This window comes from uncultured Alistipes sp., assembly GCF_949296715.1.
Taxonomy (GTDB): domain Bacteria; phylum Bacteroidota; class Bacteroidia; order Bacteroidales; family Rikenellaceae; genus Alistipes.
This window is the reverse complement of record NZ_CASFQD010000055.1, coordinates 1-19,849: the sequence shown is the minus strand read 5'-3', so window position 1 is coordinate 19,849 and position 19,849 is coordinate 1. Positions and strand designations below refer to the sequence as shown.

General features: G+C 61.2%; 13 protein-coding genes and 1 other RNA gene. 5 read left to right on the top strand and 9 right to left on the bottom strand.

The genetic code is table 11. From position 1 onward, the window contains the following. The first annotated feature begins 29 nt into the window (after window positions 1-29). On the top strand, window positions 30-5,891 hold the full coding sequence (locus Q1Y33_RS08115) for a DUF3320 domain-containing protein (protein ID WP_300799239.1): 5,862 nt from the start codon (window positions 30-32) through the stop codon (window positions 5,889-5,891). A gap of 474 nt (window positions 5,892-6,365) precedes the next feature. Here the strand turns inward: Q1Y33_RS08115 and udk are convergent, their stop codons facing one another. From udk to Q1Y33_RS08100, 3 genes are all read right to left on the bottom strand, one after another. Then, window positions 6,366-6,989, bottom strand: a complete 624-nt coding sequence (gene udk / locus Q1Y33_RS08110; protein ID WP_300799238.1) for a uridine kinase — start codon at window positions 6,987-6,989, stop codon at window positions 6,366-6,368. A gap of 74 nt (window positions 6,990-7,063) precedes the next feature. Further along, window positions 7,064-9,019 (bottom strand): DNA topoisomerase (ATP-hydrolyzing) subunit B, encoded by a 1,956-nt coding sequence (gene gyrB / locus Q1Y33_RS08105; RefSeq protein WP_300799237.1) that lies wholly within the window; start codon window positions 9,017-9,019, stop codon window positions 7,064-7,066. 109 nt (window positions 9,020-9,128) lie between these two features. Continuing rightward, window positions 9,129-9,866 carry an ATP-binding cassette domain-containing protein gene (locus tag Q1Y33_RS08100; protein WP_300799236.1) on the bottom strand — a complete coding sequence of 246 codons (738 nt, stop codon included), beginning with the start codon at window positions 9,864-9,866 and terminating at the stop codon, window positions 9,129-9,131. A 174-nt stretch (window positions 9,867-10,040) separates the two neighbouring features. Here Q1Y33_RS08100 and ssrA point away from each other — a divergent pair. The 3 genes from ssrA (at window position 10,041) to Q1Y33_RS08085 (ending at window position 12,310) form a co-directional block, all read left to right on the top strand. After that, window positions 10,041-10,443, top strand: a transfer-messenger RNA (tmRNA) gene (gene ssrA, locus Q1Y33_RS08095). Between the two features lie 214 nt (window positions 10,444-10,657). Further along, the gene (gene purT / locus Q1Y33_RS08090) at window positions 10,658-11,833 is read left to right on the top strand and encodes a formate-dependent phosphoribosylglycinamide formyltransferase (protein ID WP_300799235.1); all 1,176 of its coding nucleotides are present in this window, start codon (window positions 10,658-10,660) and stop codon (window positions 11,831-11,833) included. Between the two features lie 36 nt (window positions 11,834-11,869). Beyond that, window positions 11,870-12,310, top strand: coding sequence for a peptidylprolyl isomerase (locus tag Q1Y33_RS08085; RefSeq protein WP_295906829.1), 441 nt, complete (start codon window positions 11,870-11,872; stop codon window positions 12,308-12,310). Window positions 12,311-12,382: 72 nt separating this feature from the next. Here the strand turns inward: Q1Y33_RS08085 and Q1Y33_RS08080 are convergent, their stop codons facing one another. The 6 genes from Q1Y33_RS08080 to feoB form a co-directional block, all read right to left on the bottom strand. Continuing rightward, on the bottom strand, window positions 12,383-13,570 hold the full coding sequence (locus Q1Y33_RS08080; RefSeq protein WP_300799234.1) for an aminotransferase class I/II-fold pyridoxal phosphate-dependent enzyme: 1,188 nt from the start codon (window positions 13,568-13,570) through the stop codon (window positions 12,383-12,385). 75 nt (window positions 13,571-13,645) lie between these two features. Then, window positions 13,646-15,310: a putative transporter gene (locus tag Q1Y33_RS08075; RefSeq protein WP_300799233.1), complete on the bottom strand. Its 1,665-nt coding sequence runs from the start codon at window positions 15,308-15,310 to the stop codon at window positions 13,646-13,648. Between the two features lie 89 nt (window positions 15,311-15,399). After that, on the bottom strand, window positions 15,400-16,098 hold the full coding sequence (locus Q1Y33_RS08070; RefSeq protein WP_300799232.1) for an LrgB family protein: 699 nt from the start codon (window positions 16,096-16,098) through the stop codon (window positions 15,400-15,402). Next, window positions 16,091-16,459 (bottom strand): CidA/LrgA family protein, encoded by a 369-nt coding sequence (locus Q1Y33_RS08065; protein ID WP_300799231.1) that lies wholly within the window; start codon window positions 16,457-16,459, stop codon window positions 16,091-16,093. The genes Q1Y33_RS08070 and Q1Y33_RS08065 overlap by 8 nt, the downstream gene beginning before the upstream one ends. A 36-nt stretch (window positions 16,460-16,495) precedes the next feature. After that, window positions 16,496-16,654, bottom strand: coding sequence for a hypothetical protein (locus Q1Y33_RS08060; protein ID WP_300799230.1), 159 nt, complete (start codon window positions 16,652-16,654; stop codon window positions 16,496-16,498). Window positions 16,655-16,657: 3 nt separating this feature from the next. Continuing rightward, window positions 16,658-19,174 (bottom strand): ferrous iron transport protein B, encoded by a 2,517-nt coding sequence (gene feoB, locus Q1Y33_RS08055; protein ID WP_300799229.1) that lies wholly within the window; start codon window positions 19,172-19,174, stop codon window positions 16,658-16,660. A gap of 290 nt (window positions 19,175-19,464) precedes the next feature. Between feoB and Q1Y33_RS08050 the strand changes: the two genes are divergently transcribed. Then, window positions 19,465-19,638, top strand: a complete 174-nt coding sequence (locus Q1Y33_RS08050) for a histone H1 (protein WP_300799228.1) — start codon at window positions 19,465-19,467, stop codon at window positions 19,636-19,638. The last annotated feature ends 211 nt before the right edge of the window (window positions 19,639-19,849 follow it).

The following is a 19,849-nucleotide window of genomic DNA, read 5'->3' as shown; positions in this document are numbered from 1 at the left end:
TTTATAGCCTCTTCTAATATTTTTAGGCCATGAATCTCGAAGTCCAGGTTGTACATGTTCCGGTCGTGAATTTTGCCATGCAGCAGAATCACGTTCCCGTTTTGCGGGAAATCTGTCTCAAAAATACCGGTGAAAATGATCTCAAGGGGGTATGTGTACATGTCTCCTTCGAACCGGACTTTGCAGAATCGTGCCGGATGCACATCGAGTCCATTCCCTCCGGATCGGAGGAGCGGCTATCCGCTATTCCCGTTCGATTGTCGACTGCCTTTCTGTCGCAGCTTACGGAACGACTGCTCGGACATATCCATATAGCGATCACATCCGACGAGGAGTCCCTGTTCTCGGAGACTTATGAGTTGTCGTTGCTGGCGTTCGATCAGTGGGGTGGAATCGCGGTCCTGCCCGAGATGCTGGCGGCTTTTGTCACACCGAACCATCCGGCCATAGCTCCGATTATCAAGCGTGCATCCGAGATTCTGGGCACATGGACCGAATCTCCGGCATTGGATGAATATCAGACCCGGGACCCGAATCGCGTCAAGAAGCAGATGGCAGCCGTGTATGAGGCGATCGCAGAACAACAAATCGCGTACTGTTCAGTTCCGGCAAGTTTTGAAGAGTCCGGGCAGCGGGTCCGGTTGTATGACGATATTCTGTCGTACAAACTGGCCAACTGTCTTGATCTCTCCCTGCTATATGCCGGCTGTCTGGAGGCTGTCGGCATTCATCCGCTGATTGTGGTCGTCCGGGGGCATGCATTTGCGGGCGGTTGGCTGATTCCGGATACATTCCCCGATACGGTGAACGACGATGTCTCGCTGCTCACCAAGCGGGCTGCCGAGGGGATCAACGAGGTCCTGTTGGTGGAGGCGACCTGCATGAATGCCGGAATGCCTCAGCCGTTCGATGCGGCCGTCGCCTCGGCAAACGACAAACTGAAGGAGACGGATGACTTTCTGCTGTTTGTCGACGTAATGCGGGCCCGGAATGCGCAGATTCGACCGCTGCCGCAGCGGGTAATTCGGGACGGAAAGATAGAAATCGAGGATACGGCTCCGGCAGAACGGGATTTGGCAGCACCTTCGGCTCTCTCCGCAACGGATATTATTCCCAATATCGATCAGGTCCACGTCGGCAAACAAACCATCTGGGAGCGGAAGCTGCTGGACCTGAGCCTGCGCAACAACCTGCTCAATACGCGCATCACCCGAAACACGCTGCAACTTATTTCGGTACGGATCGGAGAGTTGGAAGATGCGTTGGCTGACGGACAGGAGTTTCAGATTCTGGAGCGACCGCAGGATTGGGACAACCCGTTGATGAGCGCCGGAATCTATCAGACACTTCATGCCTCCGATCCTGTCATTGATCTGGTGAAGAACGAACTGAAGCAACGGCGGCTGCGAGCCTACCTGACCGACGAAGCGTTGCGTCGTTCATTGACTTATCTCTATCGGTCGTCGCGCCTTTCGCTGGAAGAGAACGGAGCCAATACGCTTTATCTGGCTTTGGGCCTGCTGAAGTGGCTGGAGACACCCAACAGCGCCCGTCCGCGTTTTGCTCCGATCCTGCTGCTGCCGATCGAGATTGTCCGCAAATCGGCCGCCAAGGGATATGTGATCCGGAGCCGGGACGAGGAGACCATGCTGAATATCACGCTGCTGGAGATGCTGCGGCAATATTTCGGCATTCAGATCGGAGGCCTCGACCCGCTGCCGCGCGACGAGAGCGGTGTGGATGTTTCGCGGATATTCAATACGATCCGCCGGGCCATCATGACCCGGAAAGGGTGGGACGTGGAGGAGCAGGCCATCATCGGCAACTTCTCGTTCAGCAAGTTCATCATGTGGAACGATATTCACAACAATGCCGACAAGTTGAGCCGGAACAAGATTGTGGCAAGTCTCATGTCCGGCAAGGTGGAGTGGAACGTGGATGCGGCCGATGCGGAGGACACCGACCTGGACGAGGCCTATCCGGCCGGAGAGATTGCCCTGCCTATCGGTGCGGACTCTTCGCAGTTCGAGGCGATATGTGCGGCCGTTGATGACAGAAGTTTCATTCTGCACGGTCCTCCGGGAACGGGCAAGTCGCAGACAATCACCAATATCATCGCCAATGCGCTGTACAAGGGCAGGAAGGTGCTGTTCGTGGCCGAGAAGATGGCGGCGCTGCAGGTCGTGCAACGTCGTCTGGAGGCCATCGGCATAGCCCCCTTCTGCCTGGAGCTGCACTCCAACAAGACGAAGAAATCCAGCGTGCTGGAGCAGCTCAAACGCACGACCGAGGTCGTGAAGCGCAAATCGAACGAGGAGTACCGCATCGAAGCCGGACAAATCAACTCGCTGCGGCGTGAATTGAACGATTACGTGCATGTATTGCACAGGCAGCGTCCCGCAGGCCTCTCCCTGTACGACTGTTTCTCGGGGTATGCGTCGACGGATTACGGGGAGGCGTTGATTCCTCTTCCCGAAAAATTCATACGGGAACTTGATCCTGCCGGACGGGTTGCCTGCGATCGCGTTGTCGGGGCGTACCGAACGGCCTGCCGCATCTGCGGAAGTCCGCAGTCGCACCCGTTGACGGGAATCGGGCTCGCCGTTTGCCCGCCTTCCGTCAAGAGCGAGGCCCGGGAGCGGCTGTCCGACCTGAACCGGCAGCTGGAGGAGGACAGCGGCCTGCGACAGACGATTGCCTCGTTGATAGGATTCGAACTCGACCATCTGGCTTCGGACCAGGACAAGGCGTTGACGGCTCTTGTGCGGCTGTTGCTGGAAGCCGACACCCTCTCTTCGGGATTGCTGACTGCGGACAATCTGACCGACACCTGCAAGTTGGCCGGTCAGGCAATTCAGAGCGGCGAAGAGCGGAATCGTCTGCGCGAGCAGATTCTCGCACGGTTCAATCCGCAGATTCTGACCGCCGACGCGGCCGCCTGGAGCCGGCAATGGCAGGAGTGCGGTTCGAAATGGTGGCTTCCGCGCATCCTGGGACAGCGCAGCGTGCTGAAACAGATACGGATTTATGCGAAGGCCGGCTCGAAACCGGACGCTGCCCGTATTCCTGAACTTTTCGCAACCCTCGAGGCTTATCAGGCGGCCCAACACCGGATCGGGGAGCTCGGCAAATCCCTGTCACCGATTCTGAGGCTGCTGTGGAACCACGGAGAAGCGGACTGGCAGCAGATTGCCGGGGTTTGCGCAACGACGGAACAGATAGAGCGGGCGCTGCTGCAAACGACCCGTGACGCAGCCCGGACGACAGCTTCGAAGCAAGCCCTGCGGGCCCATCTCGAATGCGGCCTGCAATCGTTCAGGACGCTGCATGCTGCCGCTTTGGAGCGTTTCCTCTCCCTGGAAAGAACCATAGACGAACAGGCGGAGGCAATCGGGCGGCTGTTGCAGACATCGGCCCTTACGGAGGTCGGGAGTGACCGAATCGGAACGCTGAAGGCCATTGCGGCCAGGTGGTCGGCACATTTGGACCTGCTGCACGATTGGACCGTATATAATCGGCAGCGGACGGAGATGTTGTCGGCGGGGCTCGAATCCGTCGTCCGGGCTGTCGAAGAGGGGCAGGTCGCAGCGGACCGGGTGGACGATTGCTACCGTAAAAGCCTGTACCGGGCATACGCCGAACATATCCTGTCGCAGGAACCCCGGATGAACACATTCCACGGCGAGCTGTTCGAGGAGAAGATACGTCGGTTCCGCGCGTTGAGCCGCCGCTTCGAGCAGCTTACGCGCGAGGAGCTCTATGCGAAACTGACCTCGGCGCTTCCGGCCCTGCAAAAAGAGGCCGCGCAGAACTCCGAGGTCGGAATCCTCCAGCGGAACATCCGGAACGGTGGCCGGGGAACCTCGATCCGGCGGTTGTTCGACCAGATTCCCGATTTGCTGACGCGCATGTGTCCCTGCCTGCTGATGAGCCCCATTTCCGTGGCCCAGTACATCGATGCCGGCCGTGCGCCGTTCGACCTGGTAATCTTCGACGAAGCCTCGCAGATGCCGACCAGCGAGGCCGTGGGAGCCATTGCCCGCGGCCGGAACGTCATTGTCGTCGGCGACCCCAAACAGATGCCGCCGACGGATTTCTTCTCGACAAATACCTACGATGAAGAGAATGCCGACAAGGAGGATCTCGAAAGCATCCTCGACGATTGCCTGGCGCTCTCCATCCCCTCCAAGCACCTGCTGTGGCACTATCGCAGCAAGCACGAGAGCCTGATTGCCTTCAGCAATGTCAAGTACTACGACAACCGCCTGCTGACCTTCCCTTCGCCGGATGATCTGACGACAAAGGTCCGTTTCCGGCATGTGGACGGGACCTACGACCGCGGTTCCACCCGTCAGAACCGTGCCGAGGCCGAAGCCGTCGTCCGGGAGATCAGGGCCCGGCTGACGAATCCCGTGACGGCAAAACGAAGCATTGGCGTCGTCACGTTCAACTCGAATCAGCAATCGTTGATCGAGGACCTGCTGAACGATTTGTTCCGCGAGAATCCCGCGTTGGAAACGTTGGCTCTGGAGTGCGAAGAGCCGATTTTCATCAAGAACCTCGAGAATGTCCAGGGCGACGAGCGGGATGTGATTCTCTTCTCGGTCGGATACGGACCTGACAAGACCAGACGCATCGCTCTGAACTTCGGACCGTTGAACCGTGACGGCGGCTGGCGCCGGTTGAACGTGGCCGTATCCCGGGCCCGTTACGAGATGATGGTTTTCTCGACGTTGCGCTCCGATCAGATTGATCTGAACCGGACATCGGCCGAGGGTGTGGCCGGCCTCAAGGCGTTCCTCGAATACGCCGAGAAGGGCCGCGAGGCACTCACATGCCAGACATCGGCGGAGCACCGGACGGATGATGCCTTGTTGCGTTCCATTGCGGCCGAGCTGGAGGAGCGCGGCTATCGCATCCGGACGAATGTCGGATGCTCCGGATACCGGATAGATATCGGTGTTGTCGATCCCGAATGCCCCGACACGTATCTGATGGGCATCCTGTGCGATGGCTACAATCACAATGCGGCCCGCACGGCCCACGACAGGGTCGTCACCCAGTCCGGCGTGCTGCAGGCGCTCGGATGGCAGCTGTATCATGTATGGGCCATGGACTGGTGGGAAAACCGTTCCCGGACAATCGAGGCGCTGATTGCTGCCATCGAAGAGGGGATACGGCATAAATCGGAGAGCAAAAGGGACGAACCGGACGGAGCCCGGACGGAAGAGCCGTTGGCTGTCGGGCCCAACGCCCCGGTCGGGTCGAAGCCGTGTGACAAGGCCCGGGTTTCGGATTCTTCCGGGCCCGCGGAGCAGGAGCCCGACATGCAGGCGCGACCTTACCGGGTTGCGGAACTGGAATGTGCCCCGGTGACATCCGATGATTTTGCCCAAGGCCTTTATGACACGCAGGCGATGGCCAAAATACGGGCCGTCATAAAGGCCGAGGCTCCGATCAGTCGTGCATTGCTTTGCAAGCGGGTGCTGAACTCCTTTGGGATTGCCCGCATGGGGACCCGCCTTGCGGCTCACATGGATTACCTCCTGAATCGGATGGGATTGACCGCCACGGGGACCGAATCGCTCTTCTACTGGAGCAAAGACCTTGATCCCAAATCTTATGACATCTATCGGCCCGATTCCAAGCGCGAGGCGTTGGACATTGCGCCCGAGGAGGTCGCCGTTGCCGTCTGCCGGATTCTGAAGGAACAGGGGGCCTTGCCCGAAGCGGATTTGATCCGCGAAACCGCCCGTCAGTTCAACTACACCCGTCTCGGAGATAATGTCACGGCGTCCATGACCCGAGGAATTGCGTTCGCTGAAAAATCCGGCCGCGTGGCAGGAGACGACGGGAAAGTAAAGCTGAAAGATGCGGCTGTCATAGAATAAAGCGGAATTGAGTTTTTGGCATCATTCCCATTTTTTGCGTTCGGCAAATCTCCAGGTCCCCGAATCCGACGGTTCGGGGACTTTTTTGTGCGGCAGCTGTCCTGCGTTCCTTCCGACGCATTCGGGAATTAGACGCATTCGGCGCTCTTGTCCGGCGTAATTCCCTCTGCGCCGGGATAACCCATATATCTCATCGGAAGGGAATGACGTCCCCTTTGATCGGTAATACCGGGCGGCGACGGGTGAAGATGCGGAAATATTTGTCGGCGGTGGGACGGTGCGGGAGCGACATCCCCCCCCGAACCGACGTGAATCCGCTTGTTGGCATACGGGCGGTTTAGGGAGTGCGGCGTGCGAAAGTTCGGATGTGGCCGAATGGCCGGAAATGATTGGAGTACATGGGAAAGGCGGGCCGGGGATAACCCGGCCCGCCTTCTGCACGCGTCGCATATCCGGCAGATGCCGTGCGGACGGTTATCTGTTCTCCTCGATGAGCGATTGGATGCTCTGAATCAGCATCGCCACGGCCACCGAGTTGAATCCGCCTTCGGGGATGATGACGTCGGCATACTTCTTCGAGGGCTCGACGAACTCCTCGTGCATGGGCTTCACCGTCGAGGTGTACTGCGTGATGACCGACTGCATCGTGCGGCCGCGCTCGCAGACGTCGCGCAGGATGCGGCGCGCCAAGCGGATGTCGGCATCCGTGTCGACGTAGACCTTGATGTCCATCAGGTCGCGCAGCTCCTTGTTCTCGAAGATCAGGATGCCGTCGACGATGATGACCTTCGAGGGCTTGACGCTTACCGTCTCGGGCAGGCGGTTGTGGTCGACGAACGAGTAGACGGGATGTTCGATCGGCACGTTGTTCTTCAGCGCCTTGATGTGGTCCACGAGCATCTGCGTGTCGAAGGCCTGCGGATGGTCGTAGTTGAGCTTCGTGCGCTCCTCGTAGGTCAGTTCGGGGTGCGCCTTGTAGTAGTAGTCGTGGCACAGCGTGACGACGTCGTCGCCCTCGAACGCTTCCTGCAGACGCTTGACGAGCGTCGATTTTCCCGAGCCGGTTCCGCCGGCGACTCCGATGACGGTAACTTTCATTGGATCAAAGGTTATAGGTTGGTTATATAAAGAAAAGGATCACCCTCTGCGGGCAATCCTTCTCCTGCGATTCCCTATGCGTCGATATTGGCGTAGTGGGCGTTCTTCTCGATGAACTCGCGGCGGGGCGGCACGTCGTCGCCCATGAGCATCGAGAAGATGCGGTCGGCTTCGGCGGCATTCTCGATGTTCACCTTGCGCAGGATGCGCGTGTCGGGGTTCATCGTCGTCTCCCACAGCTGGTGGGCATTCATCTCGCCGAGACCTTTGTAGCGCTGGACGTGCGTGCCCTTGCCGAACTCCTCGGTGATGGCGTCGCGCTCCTTCTCGGTCCAGCAGTAGCGCTCCTGCTTGCCCTTCTTGACCAGGTAGAGGGGCGGGGTGGCGATGTAGACGTGGCCGTTCTCGATCAGCTCCTTCATCTTGCGGAAGAAGAACGTCAGCATCAGCGTGGCGATGTGGCTGCCGTCGACATCGGCATCGGTCATGATGATGATCTTGTCGTAGCGCAGTTTCTCGAGGTTCAGCGCCTTGCTGTCCTCCTCGGTACCGATCGTGACGCCGAGGGCCGTAAACATGTTCTTAATCTCCTCGTTCTCCCACATGCGGTGCTCCTGCGCCTTCTCGATGTTGAGGATCTTGCCGCGCAGCGGCATGATCGCCTGGAAGTTGCGGTCGCGGCCCGACTTGGCCGTGCCGCCTGCGGAGTCTCCCTCGACGAAGAAGATCTCGGCGATCGAGCGGTCGCGGCTCGTGCAGTCGGCCAGCTTGCCCGGAAGCCCGGCGCCCGAGAGCACCGTTTTGCGCTGCACCAGCTCGCGGGCGTGGCGTGCGGCATGGCGCGCCGTGGCGGCGAGAATCACCTTCTGCACGATGGCCTTGGCGTCCTTGGGATTCTCCTCGAGGTAGTGGGTCAGGGCCGTCGTCAGGGCCTGGTCCACGGCGGCCGAGACTTCGTCGTTGCCCAGCTTTGTCTTGGTCTGTCCCTCGAACTGCGGCTCGGCCACCTTGACCGATACCACGGCCGTGAGGCCCTCGCGGAAGTCGTCGCCGTTGATGTCGAACTTCAGCTTGGCGAGCATGCCCGAATCCTCGGCGTATTTCTTGAGCGTGCGGGTCAGCGCGCGGCGGAAGCCCGTCAGGTGCGTGCCGCCCTCCACGGTGTTGATGTTGTTTACATAGGAGTGGACGTTCTCCGAGAAGGAGTCGTTGTACTGCATGGCCACCTCGACCGGAACACCGTTCTTTTCGGTGTCGAGGTAGATGATCTGGTCGATGATCGGCATGCCGCGCGTGGCGTCAAGGTACTTCACGAACTCCTTGAGTCCCTCTTCCGAATAGAAGTGATCCTCACGGGTGTTGCCCTCGTCGTCCCTGCGGCGGTCGTATATGTTCAGCCGGATACCCTTGTTCAGGAAGGCCAGCTCGCGCAGACGCAGCGCCAGCGTATCGTAGTTGTATACGGTCGTATGGGTGAATATCTCGCCGTCGGGCTTGAAGGTGATGGTCGTACCGCGGTCCGTGCACGAGCCGACAACCTCGACCTCCGACGTGGGCTTGCCCTTGCTGTAGGTCTGGCGGAAAATCTTGCCTTCGCGGTGCACCTCGGCGATGAGCAGCGTCGAGAGGGCGTTCACGCACGAGACGCCCACGCCGTGCAGGCCGCCCGAGACCTTGTAGCTGCCCTTGTCGAACTTGCCGCCGGCATGCAGCACCGTGAGCACCACCTCGAGGGCCGATTTGCCCTCCTTCTCGTGGAAGCCGGTCGGAATACCGCGGCCGTTGTCCTTCACGGTGATGGAGTTGTCCTCGTTGATCGTCACGTCGATGTCGGTGCAGTAGCCCGCCAGCGCCTCGTCGATCGAGTTATCCACGACCTCGTAGACCAGGTGGTGGAGACCCCGCTCGCCGATGTCGCCGATATACATCGCGGGGCGCTTGCGCACCGCTTCGAGGCCCTCGAGGACCTGGATGTTCGACGCGGAATATTCTTCCTGCTGCTTGTTCACGTTTTCTTGTTCGGTACTCATCGTTGTCTTTCAAAATATCGTACAAATATAGCGTTTTCCCCCGATATTTCCAATTATTCGGAGGAATACGTCGCCGAAAATCCCGCACGTGCGGCTCCGGGCCGCAGCCTTACGAAAGTTCGGCCTTGAGGTCTATTTCGCGTATCTTGCCCTGTGCGAAGAGGATGGCGCGCGCAGGGTAGTTCTCAATCAGCGAGGTGTTGTGCGTGGACATGACCACGGCGCACCCCTGTGCGGCAATCTGCTGGAAGAGCTGCATGATGCCGTCGGCCGTCAGGGGGTCGAGGTTGCCCGTGGGCTCGTCGGCCAGCAGCACCTGCGGGTCGTTGAGCAGGGCGCGGGCGATGACCAGGCGCTGCTGCTCGCCGCCCGAGAGTTCGAACGGCATCTTGTAGCTCTTCGAGCCGAGCTGCACGACGCCGAGCACCTTGTCGATGCGTTCGCGGATTTGTGCCTCGCTCTTCCAGCCGGTGGCCTTCAGCACGTAGTAGAGGTTCATGAAGACGTTGCGGTCGGTGAGCAGCTGGTAGTCCTGGAAGACGATGCCGATGCGGCGGCGCAGGTAAGGTATCTGCTTGCGCTTGAGGCGGCGCAGGTCGAATCCGGCGATGCGGCCCTCGCCCGTGAGCAGGGGCACTTCGGCGTAGAGCGTCTTGAGCAGCGAGCTCTTGCCGCTGCCCACGCGTCCGATCAGGTAGACGAACTCGCCCGGTGCCACATGCAGGTTGATCTCCGAGAGGACCATCTCGCCCTGGCGCATGAGCTTCTCCTCCGAACCGCGTCCGAACACGCTGTCGGCATGGTATATGGAGACGTTCCGCAGGCTCACCACGTATTTTTCATCCATAGTCGTCGCACGTTTTTTTCGAAAAACAAAGATACGCAAAATATCCGGATTTGCAATCCTTCGTGCGACTCCGCAGGCCGTGCCGCGCAAGATTTCGGGGCTCGGAGCATGGATTTTCGCAAAAAAAGCACTATCTTTGCATCCGGTTTCGACAGGCTTTGCGCCGAAAGACACGGGGGTGCCCGGTTTTGACAGCAGGCAGAGTTTGATTGTAAGCACGCCGAGCGCTGTGTGGCGGCTCGTTAATCCCGACGCTCGAACTACAAATGGCAATAACAGCTACGCACTCGCTGCCTAATTTTCAAGGAAAATTGGCTTAATCGCCGGACCCAAGGAGGCCTGGCGACGAGTATCCCGGAGAGATGTTCCGCTCCTTAACGTCTTTCCATACGGGGTATCAACTCTTTGGAGATAGTGCGCGGGGTGTCCCGGACCGCGTGCGAAATTCAAGGGACTGGGCCCCGTGTTCGGTTGCCGTCTGCCAGGCACGGGGAGGAGGATCAAACGACGGATAAGCGTGTAGAAAGCTTTCGGGTTCCCTGTTTGGACGCGGGTTCGACTCCCGCCACCTCCACAACCCCACGTGGGCATCATTCTGATATTCAGTATGATGCCTGTTTTGTTTGCGGGCTGTTGTATTGTTTGTTGTATTATTTTTGGCTTCGACGCGCCCGTTCGCGACCCCGGCGGGCGGTCTCTTTCCGTCATCGCGCGCTCTTTTTCGGGGAAAGTGGCGGCAAATCCCGCCGAAAGTCTTACATTTGTCTCCCGAGAGAAACCCTTATACGTTTATGACAAGGAAAATACTGCTGCTCGGTTCAGGAGAGCTGGGCAAGGAATTCGTGATTGCGGCGCAGCGGCTCGGTCAGACCGTCGTGACCTGCGACCGTTACGCCGGAGCTCCGGCCATGCAGGTGGCCGACGCCTCGGAGGTCTTCGACATGCTCGACGGCGATGCGCTGGCGGCCGTCGTGGAGCGCCACCGCCCCGACATCATCGTCCCCGAGATCGAGGCGATCCGCACCGAACGGCTCTACGACTTCGAGCGCCGGGGCGTGCAGGTCGTGCCGAGCGCCCGGGCCGTGAACTTCACGATGAACCGCAAGGCGATCCGCGACCTCGCGGCCAAAGAGCTGGGGCTGAAGACGGCCCGCTACTTCTACGCCAAGAGCTTCGACGAACTGAAGGCTGCGGCCGCCGAGATCGGCTACCCGTGCGTCGTCAAGCCGCTGATGTCCTCCTCGGGCAAGGGCCAGTCGGTGGTCAAGGGCCCCGAGGAGCTGGAACAGGCGTGGAAATACGGCTGCGAAGGGTCGCGCGGCGACATCCGCGAGCTCATCATCGAGGAGTTCATCCGCTTCGACAGCGAGATTACGCTCCTGACCGTGACGCAGCAGCACGGCCCGACGCTCTTCTGCCCGCCGATCGGCCACGTGCAGCAGGGCGGCGACTACCGCGAGAGTTTCCAGTCGCCCGTCATTGCACCCGAGCATCTGGCCGAGGCGCAGCGCATGGCCGCCGCCGTCACCAGGGCCCTCACGGGCGCCGGACTGTGGGGCGTGGAGTTCTTCCTGAGCCACGAGCAGGGCGTCTACTTCTCGGAACTTTCGCCGCGCCCCCACGACACGGGCATGGTGACGCTGGCCGGAACGCAGAACCTCAATGAGTTCGAGCTGCACTTGCGGGCCGTGCTGGGGCTCCCGATCCCGGCGATCACCTTCGAGCGGCAGGGCGCCAGCGCCGTGATCCTCTCGCCCGTGGCCACGGAGAGCGAACCCCGCTACGAGGGGATAGACGCCGCCCTCGCAGAGAATCCCCGCACCGACATCCGCATCTTCGGCAAGCCCTCGGCGCGCGTCAACCGTCGCATGGGCGTCGTCGTGGGCTACGAGCCGCACGGCAGCGACCTCGACGCCCTGCGCGAGCGGGTGAAGGCCGCCGCGGCCCGCGTGAAGGTGTGCGAATAACAGTAACGGACCGACGACAAACCAATACCGGAAAATATGAAAACCTATGCCATTATTTCGACCGAGAAGGGCGACATGAAAGCCGAGCTGTATGCCGACGAGACGCCCGGTACGGTAGCCAACTTCGTGGACCTGGCCGAGCACGGCTTCTACGACGGCCTGACGTTCCACCGCGTCATTCCCGACTTCGTCATCCAGGGCGGCTGCCCGCGCGGCGACGGGACGGGCGGACCGGGCTACACGATCAAGTGCGAGACCTCGGCGCCGCGTCAGCGCCACGACCGCGGCGTGCTCTCGATGGCCCACGCCGGGAAGGATACCGGCGGCTCGCAGTTCTTCATCTGCATGAACCGCGAGAACACGCAGCACCTCGACGGCGTGCACACCTGCTTCGGGCAGGTGGTCGAGGGGCTGGATGTCATCGACGACATCCGCCGCGGCGACCGCATCCTCTCGATCCGCATCGTGCGCGAATAGTCCGCGCTGCCGGAGACGGGAAAAGGGGCCTGCTCGAAAGCAGGCCCCTTTTCGTATGCGCGTTCGGTTGGCTTACCGGCGGAACTTGGCCACGATGTTGTCCGTGGCGCGCTTGAGCAACTCCTCGGGGCAGCAGAGCGTGATACGGATGTAGCGTTTGCCCTCCGAACCGAAGATCGCACCCGGCGTGAGGAAGACGTCGGCCTTCTCCATCACCTCGTCCGAGAAGGCGAAGCTGTCGCCTTCGTAATCCTCCGGCAGTTCGGCCCAGACGAACAGTCCGGCCTGGTGCTCGCGGTAGGAGCATCCCAGCGCATTGAGCAGGGCGTAGGCCTGGCGCTCACGGCCGTAGTAGATTTCGTTGAGCTCCTTGTACCACTCCTCGCCCAGCGCCAGCGCCGTCTCCGAGGCGGCCTGAATGGGGTAGAACATACCCGAGTCCATGTTGCTGCGGAAGGTCATCACGTCCTTGATCCACTCGGCCTTGCCGACCAGCACGCCGACGCGCCATCCGGCCATCGAGTGCCCCTTCGACAGGGAGTTGAGCTCCAGCGCCACCTCCTTGGCACCCTCGACGGCCATGATCGACAGCGGACCGGCCGAGTTGCGGATGAAGCTGTAGGGGTTGTCGTGCACGATCAGGATGTTGTGCCGCGCGCCGAAGTCGATGATCTTCTCGAAGAGCTCCATCGAGCCCACCTGCCCGGTCGGCATGTTGGGGTAGTTGACGAGCATCATCTTCACGCCGTCGAGCCCCGCACGCTCGATGGCCTCGAAGTCGGGATAGAAGTTCGTCTGCTTGTTGAGCGAGTAGGGGACCATGACGCCGCCCGCGAGCTTCACGCCGGCCGAATAAGTCGGGTAGCCGGGGTTCGGGACCAGCACCTTGTCGCCGGGATTGAGGAACGTCATGCAGATGTGCATGATGCCCTCCTTCGAGCCGATGAGCGGATAGACCTCGCTCTTGAAGTCGAGCTCCACGTGGTACCACTTTTTGTACCAGTCGGCAAAAGCCTTGCGCAGGATGGGTTCACCCTGATAGGACATGTATTTGTGCACGTCGGGGCGCTGGGCCTCCTTGGCCAGACGCTCGATGACCGACCGGTGGGGCGGGAGGTCGGGACTGCCCATGGCGAGTTTCACGATCTGGCGTCCCGTCGCCGCCTCGATTTCGCCGATCTCGCGCAGGCGACGCGAAAAATAGTACTCTCCGATGCCGTCCAACCGGTGTGAACGGGTGATGTTTACTGCTTTTGCCATAGTTATGATGTTATAAGAACTTGTCCGTCATTAAAAAACACGCGGGGCGGAGGACCTCGGTCGGCGGCTTCCGCGTCACAGTGCGAAAAGGATGAATATCTGCGCCGTCAGCACGCGCAGGAACATCACCACGGGGTAGACCGTCGAATAGCCCACGGCGGGCATGTCGTTGCCGGCCGTGGCGTTGGCGTAGGCCAGCGCGGGGGGATCGGTCGTCGAGCCGGCGATCAGGCCCATGAGCGTGTAGTAGTTCATCTTGAGCCACAACCGTGCCACGACGCCCACGATGAGCAGCGGCACGACCGTAATCAGCACGCCGTAGCCGATCCAGCGGTAGCCGCCGCCGACAATCGCGTCGACGAATCCGTCGCCGGCGCCGATGCCCACGGCCGCGAGGAAGAGCGCAATGCCGATCTCGCGCAGCATGAGGTTGGCCGACATGGTCGTGTAGGTCACCAGATGGAAATGGGTGCCGAAGCGGCCGATGAGGATGGCGACGATGAGCGGGCCGCCCGCCAGTCCGAGTTTCACGGGCTGCGGCACGTTCATCAGCGGAATCGACCCGAGCAGCACACCGAGCGCGATGCCCACGAAGATCGTGATGAGGTTGGGCTGGTCGAGTTTCTTGAGCGAGTTGCCCAGCACGTCAGCGACCTTCGCGACGGCCTCCTCGCTGCCGACGACCATCACGCGGTCGCCGACCTGGAGTTCGAGCCCCTGGTAGGGGATCAGGTCCACGCCGGCGCGGTTGACGCGCGTGATCGTGATGCCGTAGCGGGTGCGCAGGCGCAGGTCGGAGAACTTCTTGCCGTTGATCGAGGGCTTGGTGATGAGGATGCGGCGCGAGATGAGCACCGAATTGGGGGTGTTGTTGCCCCACTCCTCGTCGGTCATCTCGATGCGGCGGCCGAAGAAGGCCACGATGGCCTCGCTGTCCTCGGCGCGGCTGATGACCCACAGCCGGTCGCCCGTGCGGACCTTGCTGTCGGCGTCGGGCATCGTGATCCGGCCGTCGGCGTGCATGATGCGCGAGACGACGTACTGGCGGTTGATCAGCTCGCGGATATGCTCCAGCGTGCAGCCGTCGAGCATTGCGTTGGTGCACTCGACGGAGACCTTGTTGGCGAGTTTCTTCTCGTCCGAGAGGGCTGCGAGCCCCTCGTCCTCCTTTTCGAACTTCACGCGCAGGGCGTAGCGGATGAAGATCATCGAGAAGATGATGCCCACGACGCCCAGCGGGTAGGCCACGGCATAGCCCAGAGCGATGGTCGGGTCATTGTAGCCCGTAGCATCGGCATAGGCCTGCTGTGCGGCACCGAGCCCCGGGGTGTTCGTCACGGCGCCCGAGAGGATGCCGACCATCGTCGGGATGGGGGTGCCGGTCGCCAGGTGGATGACGTAGGTCGTTGCGACCCCCAGCAGCACGATCGCCGTGGCGCATCCCACGAGGGTCAGGCCGCCATGCTTGAACGAGGAGAAGAATCCGGGGCCGACCTGCAGGCCGATCGAGAAGACGAAGAGGATCAGTCCGAACTCCTGGACGAAGTGCCGTACTTCGCCGTCGATGGTCATGCCGAAATGGCTCATCACGATGCCGACGAAGAGTATCCACGTGATTCCGAGCGAGATGCCACCGATCTTGACCTTGCCCAGCAGGATGCCGAGCGTGATGACCAGCGCAAGGATCAGGACGGCATGTGCGATGCCGCCGCCGAAGAACAGGGTGTGTAGCCACTCCATAACGACCAGCTTTTTTGCGTGTGAATGCGCAAAAATAGTATTTATTATAGAATTTTAGAAACTTTGCCGCGTTTTTCTTCCCCGCTTCGTCAATAGAGGTATTTTTCCATGAGCGGCATGAGGAGTGCCGTAGCCAGTCCCATCAGGGCCATGGCCAGTCCGCTCAAGGCTCCCTCGACGGCGCCGAGTTCGATGGCGCGGGCCGTGCCGATGCCGTGTGCCGCGGCGCCGAGGGCGAATCCGCGGGCTTCGGGGTCCCGCACGCCGCAGCGGCGCAGGATCCACTCGCCGAAGATGCTGCCGAAGATGCCGACGCAGAAGACCACGACCGACGTGACGGAGACGTTGCCGCCGAGCGGCCCGGCCACCGACACGGCGATGGGCACGGTCACCGACTTCGGGGCGATCGAGTTGAGAATCTCGCGCTCGGCGCCGAAGGCCATGGCGATGTAGACGACGCTCAACACCCCTGCGACGCATCCGGCGAGCGTCGCCACGGCCACGGGCAGCAGGCTGCCGCGCAGCCGCTCGAGCTGTTCGTAGAGCAGGTATCCGAGTGCCACGACCGACATGCCGAGGGCGAAGTTGAGCATGCCGGTGGCTTCGCGGTAGCGTTCGTAGGGGATATCGGTGAGTTTCAGGAAGACGATCACCGCCACGAAGGTCAGCAGCACGGGGTGCAGCAGCGGCAGGTGCGTGCGGCGGTAGATGGCGCCGCCCAGGCAGTACAGCCCCACGGTGAGGGTCACGAGCAGCAGGTCCGACGAGAGAAAGGCGTGGTCAATCATGGTCTTCGGTGTTTTTGGCGTGGCGGATCATGCGCCGGTTCAGACTTTGGAACGTCTTGCCCGAGACGAGCAGCACGATGACCGTCGAGACGATGCCCGAGACGACGATGGCCCACAGGTTGTCCAGAATGACGCGGTAGGAGTCCATCAGCCCCACGCCGTAGGGGACGAAGAAGAGCGCCATCGTGCCGAGCAGGAAACGGGCGGCGGGGCGCACGGTCTCGGCCTTGACCCAGTGCAGGCACAGCGAGGCGAAGAGGAGGATCAGCCCGATGATGTTTCCCGAGACGTAACCTCCGGTCAGCAGGCTCAAGGCGTTGCCTATGAGCCAGAAAAGCAGGATGTAGAATAGTCCGAGCATGATGCTTTGCGGTTTTTTCGGCCGCAAAGATAGTATTTATTGCCCGTTTTTGATCTTCCGCAGCGGACATTGCGTGCTGGAACACGCGGTGCAGCCGCCCCGCGAGCGGCCGCAGACGATGCGCCACAGCCACCGCACGGCGACGGCCGCCGCGGCAATCGCGATGGCCGTCACGACATAATCCTGCCACTCCATCGGTCAGAAGAGTTGTACGATGTGATACGTCAGCCAGGCCATGCCCCACGCCAGCGCCGTGTTGTAGACGACAGCCCCGACGGCCCATTTCCATCCCGCCTCGGCGCCGATGGCGGCGATCGTGGCGATGCAGGGGAAGTAGAGCAGGATGAAGACCAGCAGCGAGAGTGCCGAGGCCGTGTCGAAATCGCCGCTCGCCTTCAGCCGTGCCGGGAGCGTCTCCTCGGCATCCGCGCCGTCGGCCTTGCTGGCGGCGACACTTGTGTCGGCGGCTTGGGCGGCTGCCGCATCGGGTCCGGCTGACCCGTTGCCGTCCCCGGCCGGTGCGGCCTGCACGTCGACGTCCGTGTAGAGTACGCCCAGCGTGCTGACGACGATCTCCTTGGCCGCGACGCCCGAAAGCAGCGCCACGCCCGATTTCCAGTTGAGCCCCAGCGGGCTGAAGACCGGCTCGCAGAACTTGCCGATCTCGCCGAGGTAGGAGTTCTCATAGTGCGGCACTTCGGCCGGTGCATCGTGCTTCGGTCGCGGATAGTAACTCAGGAACCAGACGATGAGCGAGGCGATGAGGATCATGCCGCCCATCTTCTTGAGGTACTGCGCGCACTTGTCCCACATGTGCGAAAGGGTTGTCTTCCAGGTCGGCAGGCGGTAGGGCGGGAGCTCCATGACGAAGGGGGTCTCGTCGACCGGGAAGAGGAAGCGCCGCATGAGGCGCGCCGTGACGACGGCCGCCACGATGCCCAGCAGATAGAGGCCCATCATGACCAGCCCGGCGTTGGCCGGGAAGAAGGTCCCGGCGACGAGGATGTAGATCGGAAGCCTTGCACTGCATGACATGAACGGCGTAATGAGTATGGTAATCAGGCGGCTGCTGCGGCTTTCGATCGTGCGGCAGGCCATGATGGCCGGGACGTTGCAGCCGAAGCCCATGATGAGCGGGATGAACGACTTGCCGTGCAGGCCGATGCGGTGCATCACGCGGTCCATGATAAAGGCTGCGCGCGCGAGGTAGCCCGAATCCTCCATGAACGAGATGAAGAGGTAGAGGATCATGATCTGCGGCAGGAAGACGATCACCGAGCCCACGCCCCCGATCACGCCGTCCGAGAGCAGGTCGCGCAGCGCCCCGGCGGGCAGCAGCGCGTCGACCGCCCGGCCGATCCAGCCCACCAGTGCGTCGATCCACTCCTGCGGGTAGACCCCGAGGCTGAACGTGCACCAGAACATGAGCCACATGAGCGCGAAGAAGATCGGGAAGCCCCACAGCTTGTGCGTCACGAAGGTGTCGATGACGGCCGTAGCCGTCGCCTCCTCGCGCTTGCCCGGGGTGAAGGTCTCCTTGAGGGCCCCCTGGATGAATCCGTATTTCTGGTTGGCGAAGGCCGTCTCGACATCCTCGCCCAGCGCCTCGGCGATGCGCCGCGCCTCGCGGTCGCGGATCGCCGCCCACTCGCCGTAGCGGGGGCATTCGCGCAGGCTCTGTTCGATCTGCCGGTCGCCCTCGAGCATCTTCATGGCGTAATAGCGCGGCGGGAAGGCCTTAGGCAGTTCGTCGCGGTGGGCGCTCATGTCGCCGTTCAGGCGCCGGAGGCTCTCCTCGATGACCGGCCCCTGGTTGATATGGATGTGGCGCACGCGCCCGTCGCGCCCCTCGTAGACGGCGATCACCGTGTCGAGCAGCTCCTCGATGCCCTTGTTGTTGCGCGCCTCGACCGGCACCATCGGCACACCCAGCATGGCCCCGAGCTGTGCGTAGTCGAGTTCGGCGCCGCTGGCCTCCAGCTCGTCGTACATGTTGAGCGCCACGACGATGCGGGGGTTGATGTCGATCAGTTCGGTCGTCAGATAGAGGTTGCGCTCGATGTTCGACGCCACGACCGAGTTGATAACCACGTCGGGGGTCTTTTCGGCCAGGTGCTGTCGCACGTAGCGCTCCTCGGGCGTGTAGGCCGACAGGGCGTAGGTGCCCGGCAGGTCGGTCACCTCGAAGCGGTAGCCGCGGTAGGTGCGGTGCCCGATCTTGGCGTCGACCGTCACGCCGCTGTAGTTGCCGACGTGTTCGTGGCCGCCCGATATGGCGTTGAAGAGCGAGGTCTTGCCGCTGTTGGGGTTGCCCACGAGGGCCACGCTGATCGTGCGGCTCTTGCGCGTCACGACCTCGTCGATGGTGCGGCATCCGGGCTCTTCGACCTCTTCGGACGGCCGTGCGCCGGCGTGCCGTCCGGCAGCATCCGGATTTGCTCCGTTTTCGGGGAGCTGCTGCTCGCGGGCCGCAAGGTAGGCGTTGGCCTCCTCGTCGGTCAGCACCTCGACCATTTCCGCCTCGCTGCGCCGCAGCGAGATGTCGTAGCCCATGATTCGGTATTCGATAGGGTCCTTCAGCGGGGCATTGAGGATCACCTCGACACGCTGCCCGCGCACGAATCCCATCTCCATGATGCGGCGGCGGAAGCCTCCGTGTCCCGTCACCTTGAGGATGACGGCCTCGTCGCCGGTTTTCAGTTCGGATAATCGCATGCTTCGGAATACTTCTCTTTCGGGTGCCAAAGATACGTTTTTCGGACGATTCCCGCAATCCTCTTTTATGGGGATTTCCCGTTTTTTCCGGACTCCGGTTTGCGTGCCGCGGCCGCCCGCGGTGCCGGTTGCGGAGGCGGCAAAGCCCTGTTCGGGGCAAAAAGTGCGCTTGAACTCGCTGCAAAGGCCATTTTTGGGCGAAAAAAAGTCGATTTTCCCGGTCCCGAAAGATGGAGTTTAGATAATTTTGTTATCTTTGCGATGATAACAAACCCAAAAAAGTTAACATCATGAAAGAATTGGTAGAAAAGATCAATGCCGAATACGAGGTATTCGCTGCGAATGCGGCTGCTCAGGCCGAGAAGGGCAACAAGGCTGCCGGCACGCGCGCCCGCAAGGCCGCTCTGGAGATTTCGAAGCTGATGAAGGAGTTTCGCAAGGTCTCCGTGGAGGCTGCAAAGTAGTCCGATCCGGCATGAAACGGGAAGGAGCGCTCCGTGTGGGGCGCTCCTTCCTGTTTTAGGCTGCGGGATGAGGTAATGATGCCAAAATTGGTTGGTATTATATTAGAACAAATGACCAGAATCGTATGATTCTGGTCATTTGTTTTTCATAATAATTCCATCATTGCTATTCAGAAAAAGATACCACTTTACGAAGTCCTTAAAATGTTGT

What these genes read in the sequence shown, in the direction of transcription:
- purT (WP_300799235.1), top strand. Translation starts at nt 10,658, where the DNA reads ATGACAAGGAAAATACTGCTGCTCGGTTCAGGAGAGCTGGGCAAGGAA.
- Q1Y33_RS08115 (WP_300799239.1), top strand. Translation starts at nt 30, where the DNA reads ATGAATCTCGAAGTCCAGGTTGTACATGTTCCGGTCGTGAATTTTGCC.
- Q1Y33_RS08075 (WP_300799233.1), bottom strand. Translation starts at nt 15,310, where the DNA reads ATGGAGTGGCTACACACCCTGTTCTTCGGCGGCGGCATCGCACATGCC.
- feoB (WP_300799229.1), bottom strand. Translation starts at nt 19,174, where the DNA reads ATGCGATTATCCGAACTGAAAACCGGCGACGAGGCCGTCATCCTCAAG.
- Q1Y33_RS08070 (WP_300799232.1), bottom strand. Translation starts at nt 16,098, where the DNA reads ATGATTGACCACGCCTTTCTCTCGTCGGACCTGCTGCTCGTGACCCTC.
- Q1Y33_RS08085 (WP_295906829.1), top strand. Translation starts at nt 11,870, where the DNA reads ATGAAAACCTATGCCATTATTTCGACCGAGAAGGGCGACATGAAAGCC.
- gyrB (WP_300799237.1), bottom strand. Translation starts at nt 9,019, where the DNA reads ATGAGTACCGAACAAGAAAACGTGAACAAGCAGCAGGAAGAATATTCC.
- Q1Y33_RS08065 (WP_300799231.1), bottom strand. Translation starts at nt 16,459, where the DNA reads ATGCTCGGACTATTCTACATCCTGCTTTTCTGGCTCATAGGCAACGCC.
- Q1Y33_RS08060 (WP_300799230.1), bottom strand. Translation starts at nt 16,654, where the DNA reads ATGGAGTGGCAGGATTATGTCGTGACGGCCATCGCGATTGCCGCGGCG.
- Q1Y33_RS08050 (WP_300799228.1), top strand. Translation starts at nt 19,465, where the DNA reads ATGAAAGAATTGGTAGAAAAGATCAATGCCGAATACGAGGTATTCGCT.
- Q1Y33_RS08100 (WP_300799236.1), bottom strand. Translation starts at nt 9,866, where the DNA reads ATGGATGAAAAATACGTGGTGAGCCTGCGGAACGTCTCCATATACCAT.
- Q1Y33_RS08080 (WP_300799234.1), bottom strand. Translation starts at nt 13,570, where the DNA reads ATGGCAAAAGCAGTAAACATCACCCGTTCACACCGGTTGGACGGCATC.
- udk (WP_300799238.1), bottom strand. Translation starts at nt 6,989, where the DNA reads ATGAAAGTTACCGTCATCGGAGTCGCCGGCGGAACCGGCTCGGGAAAA.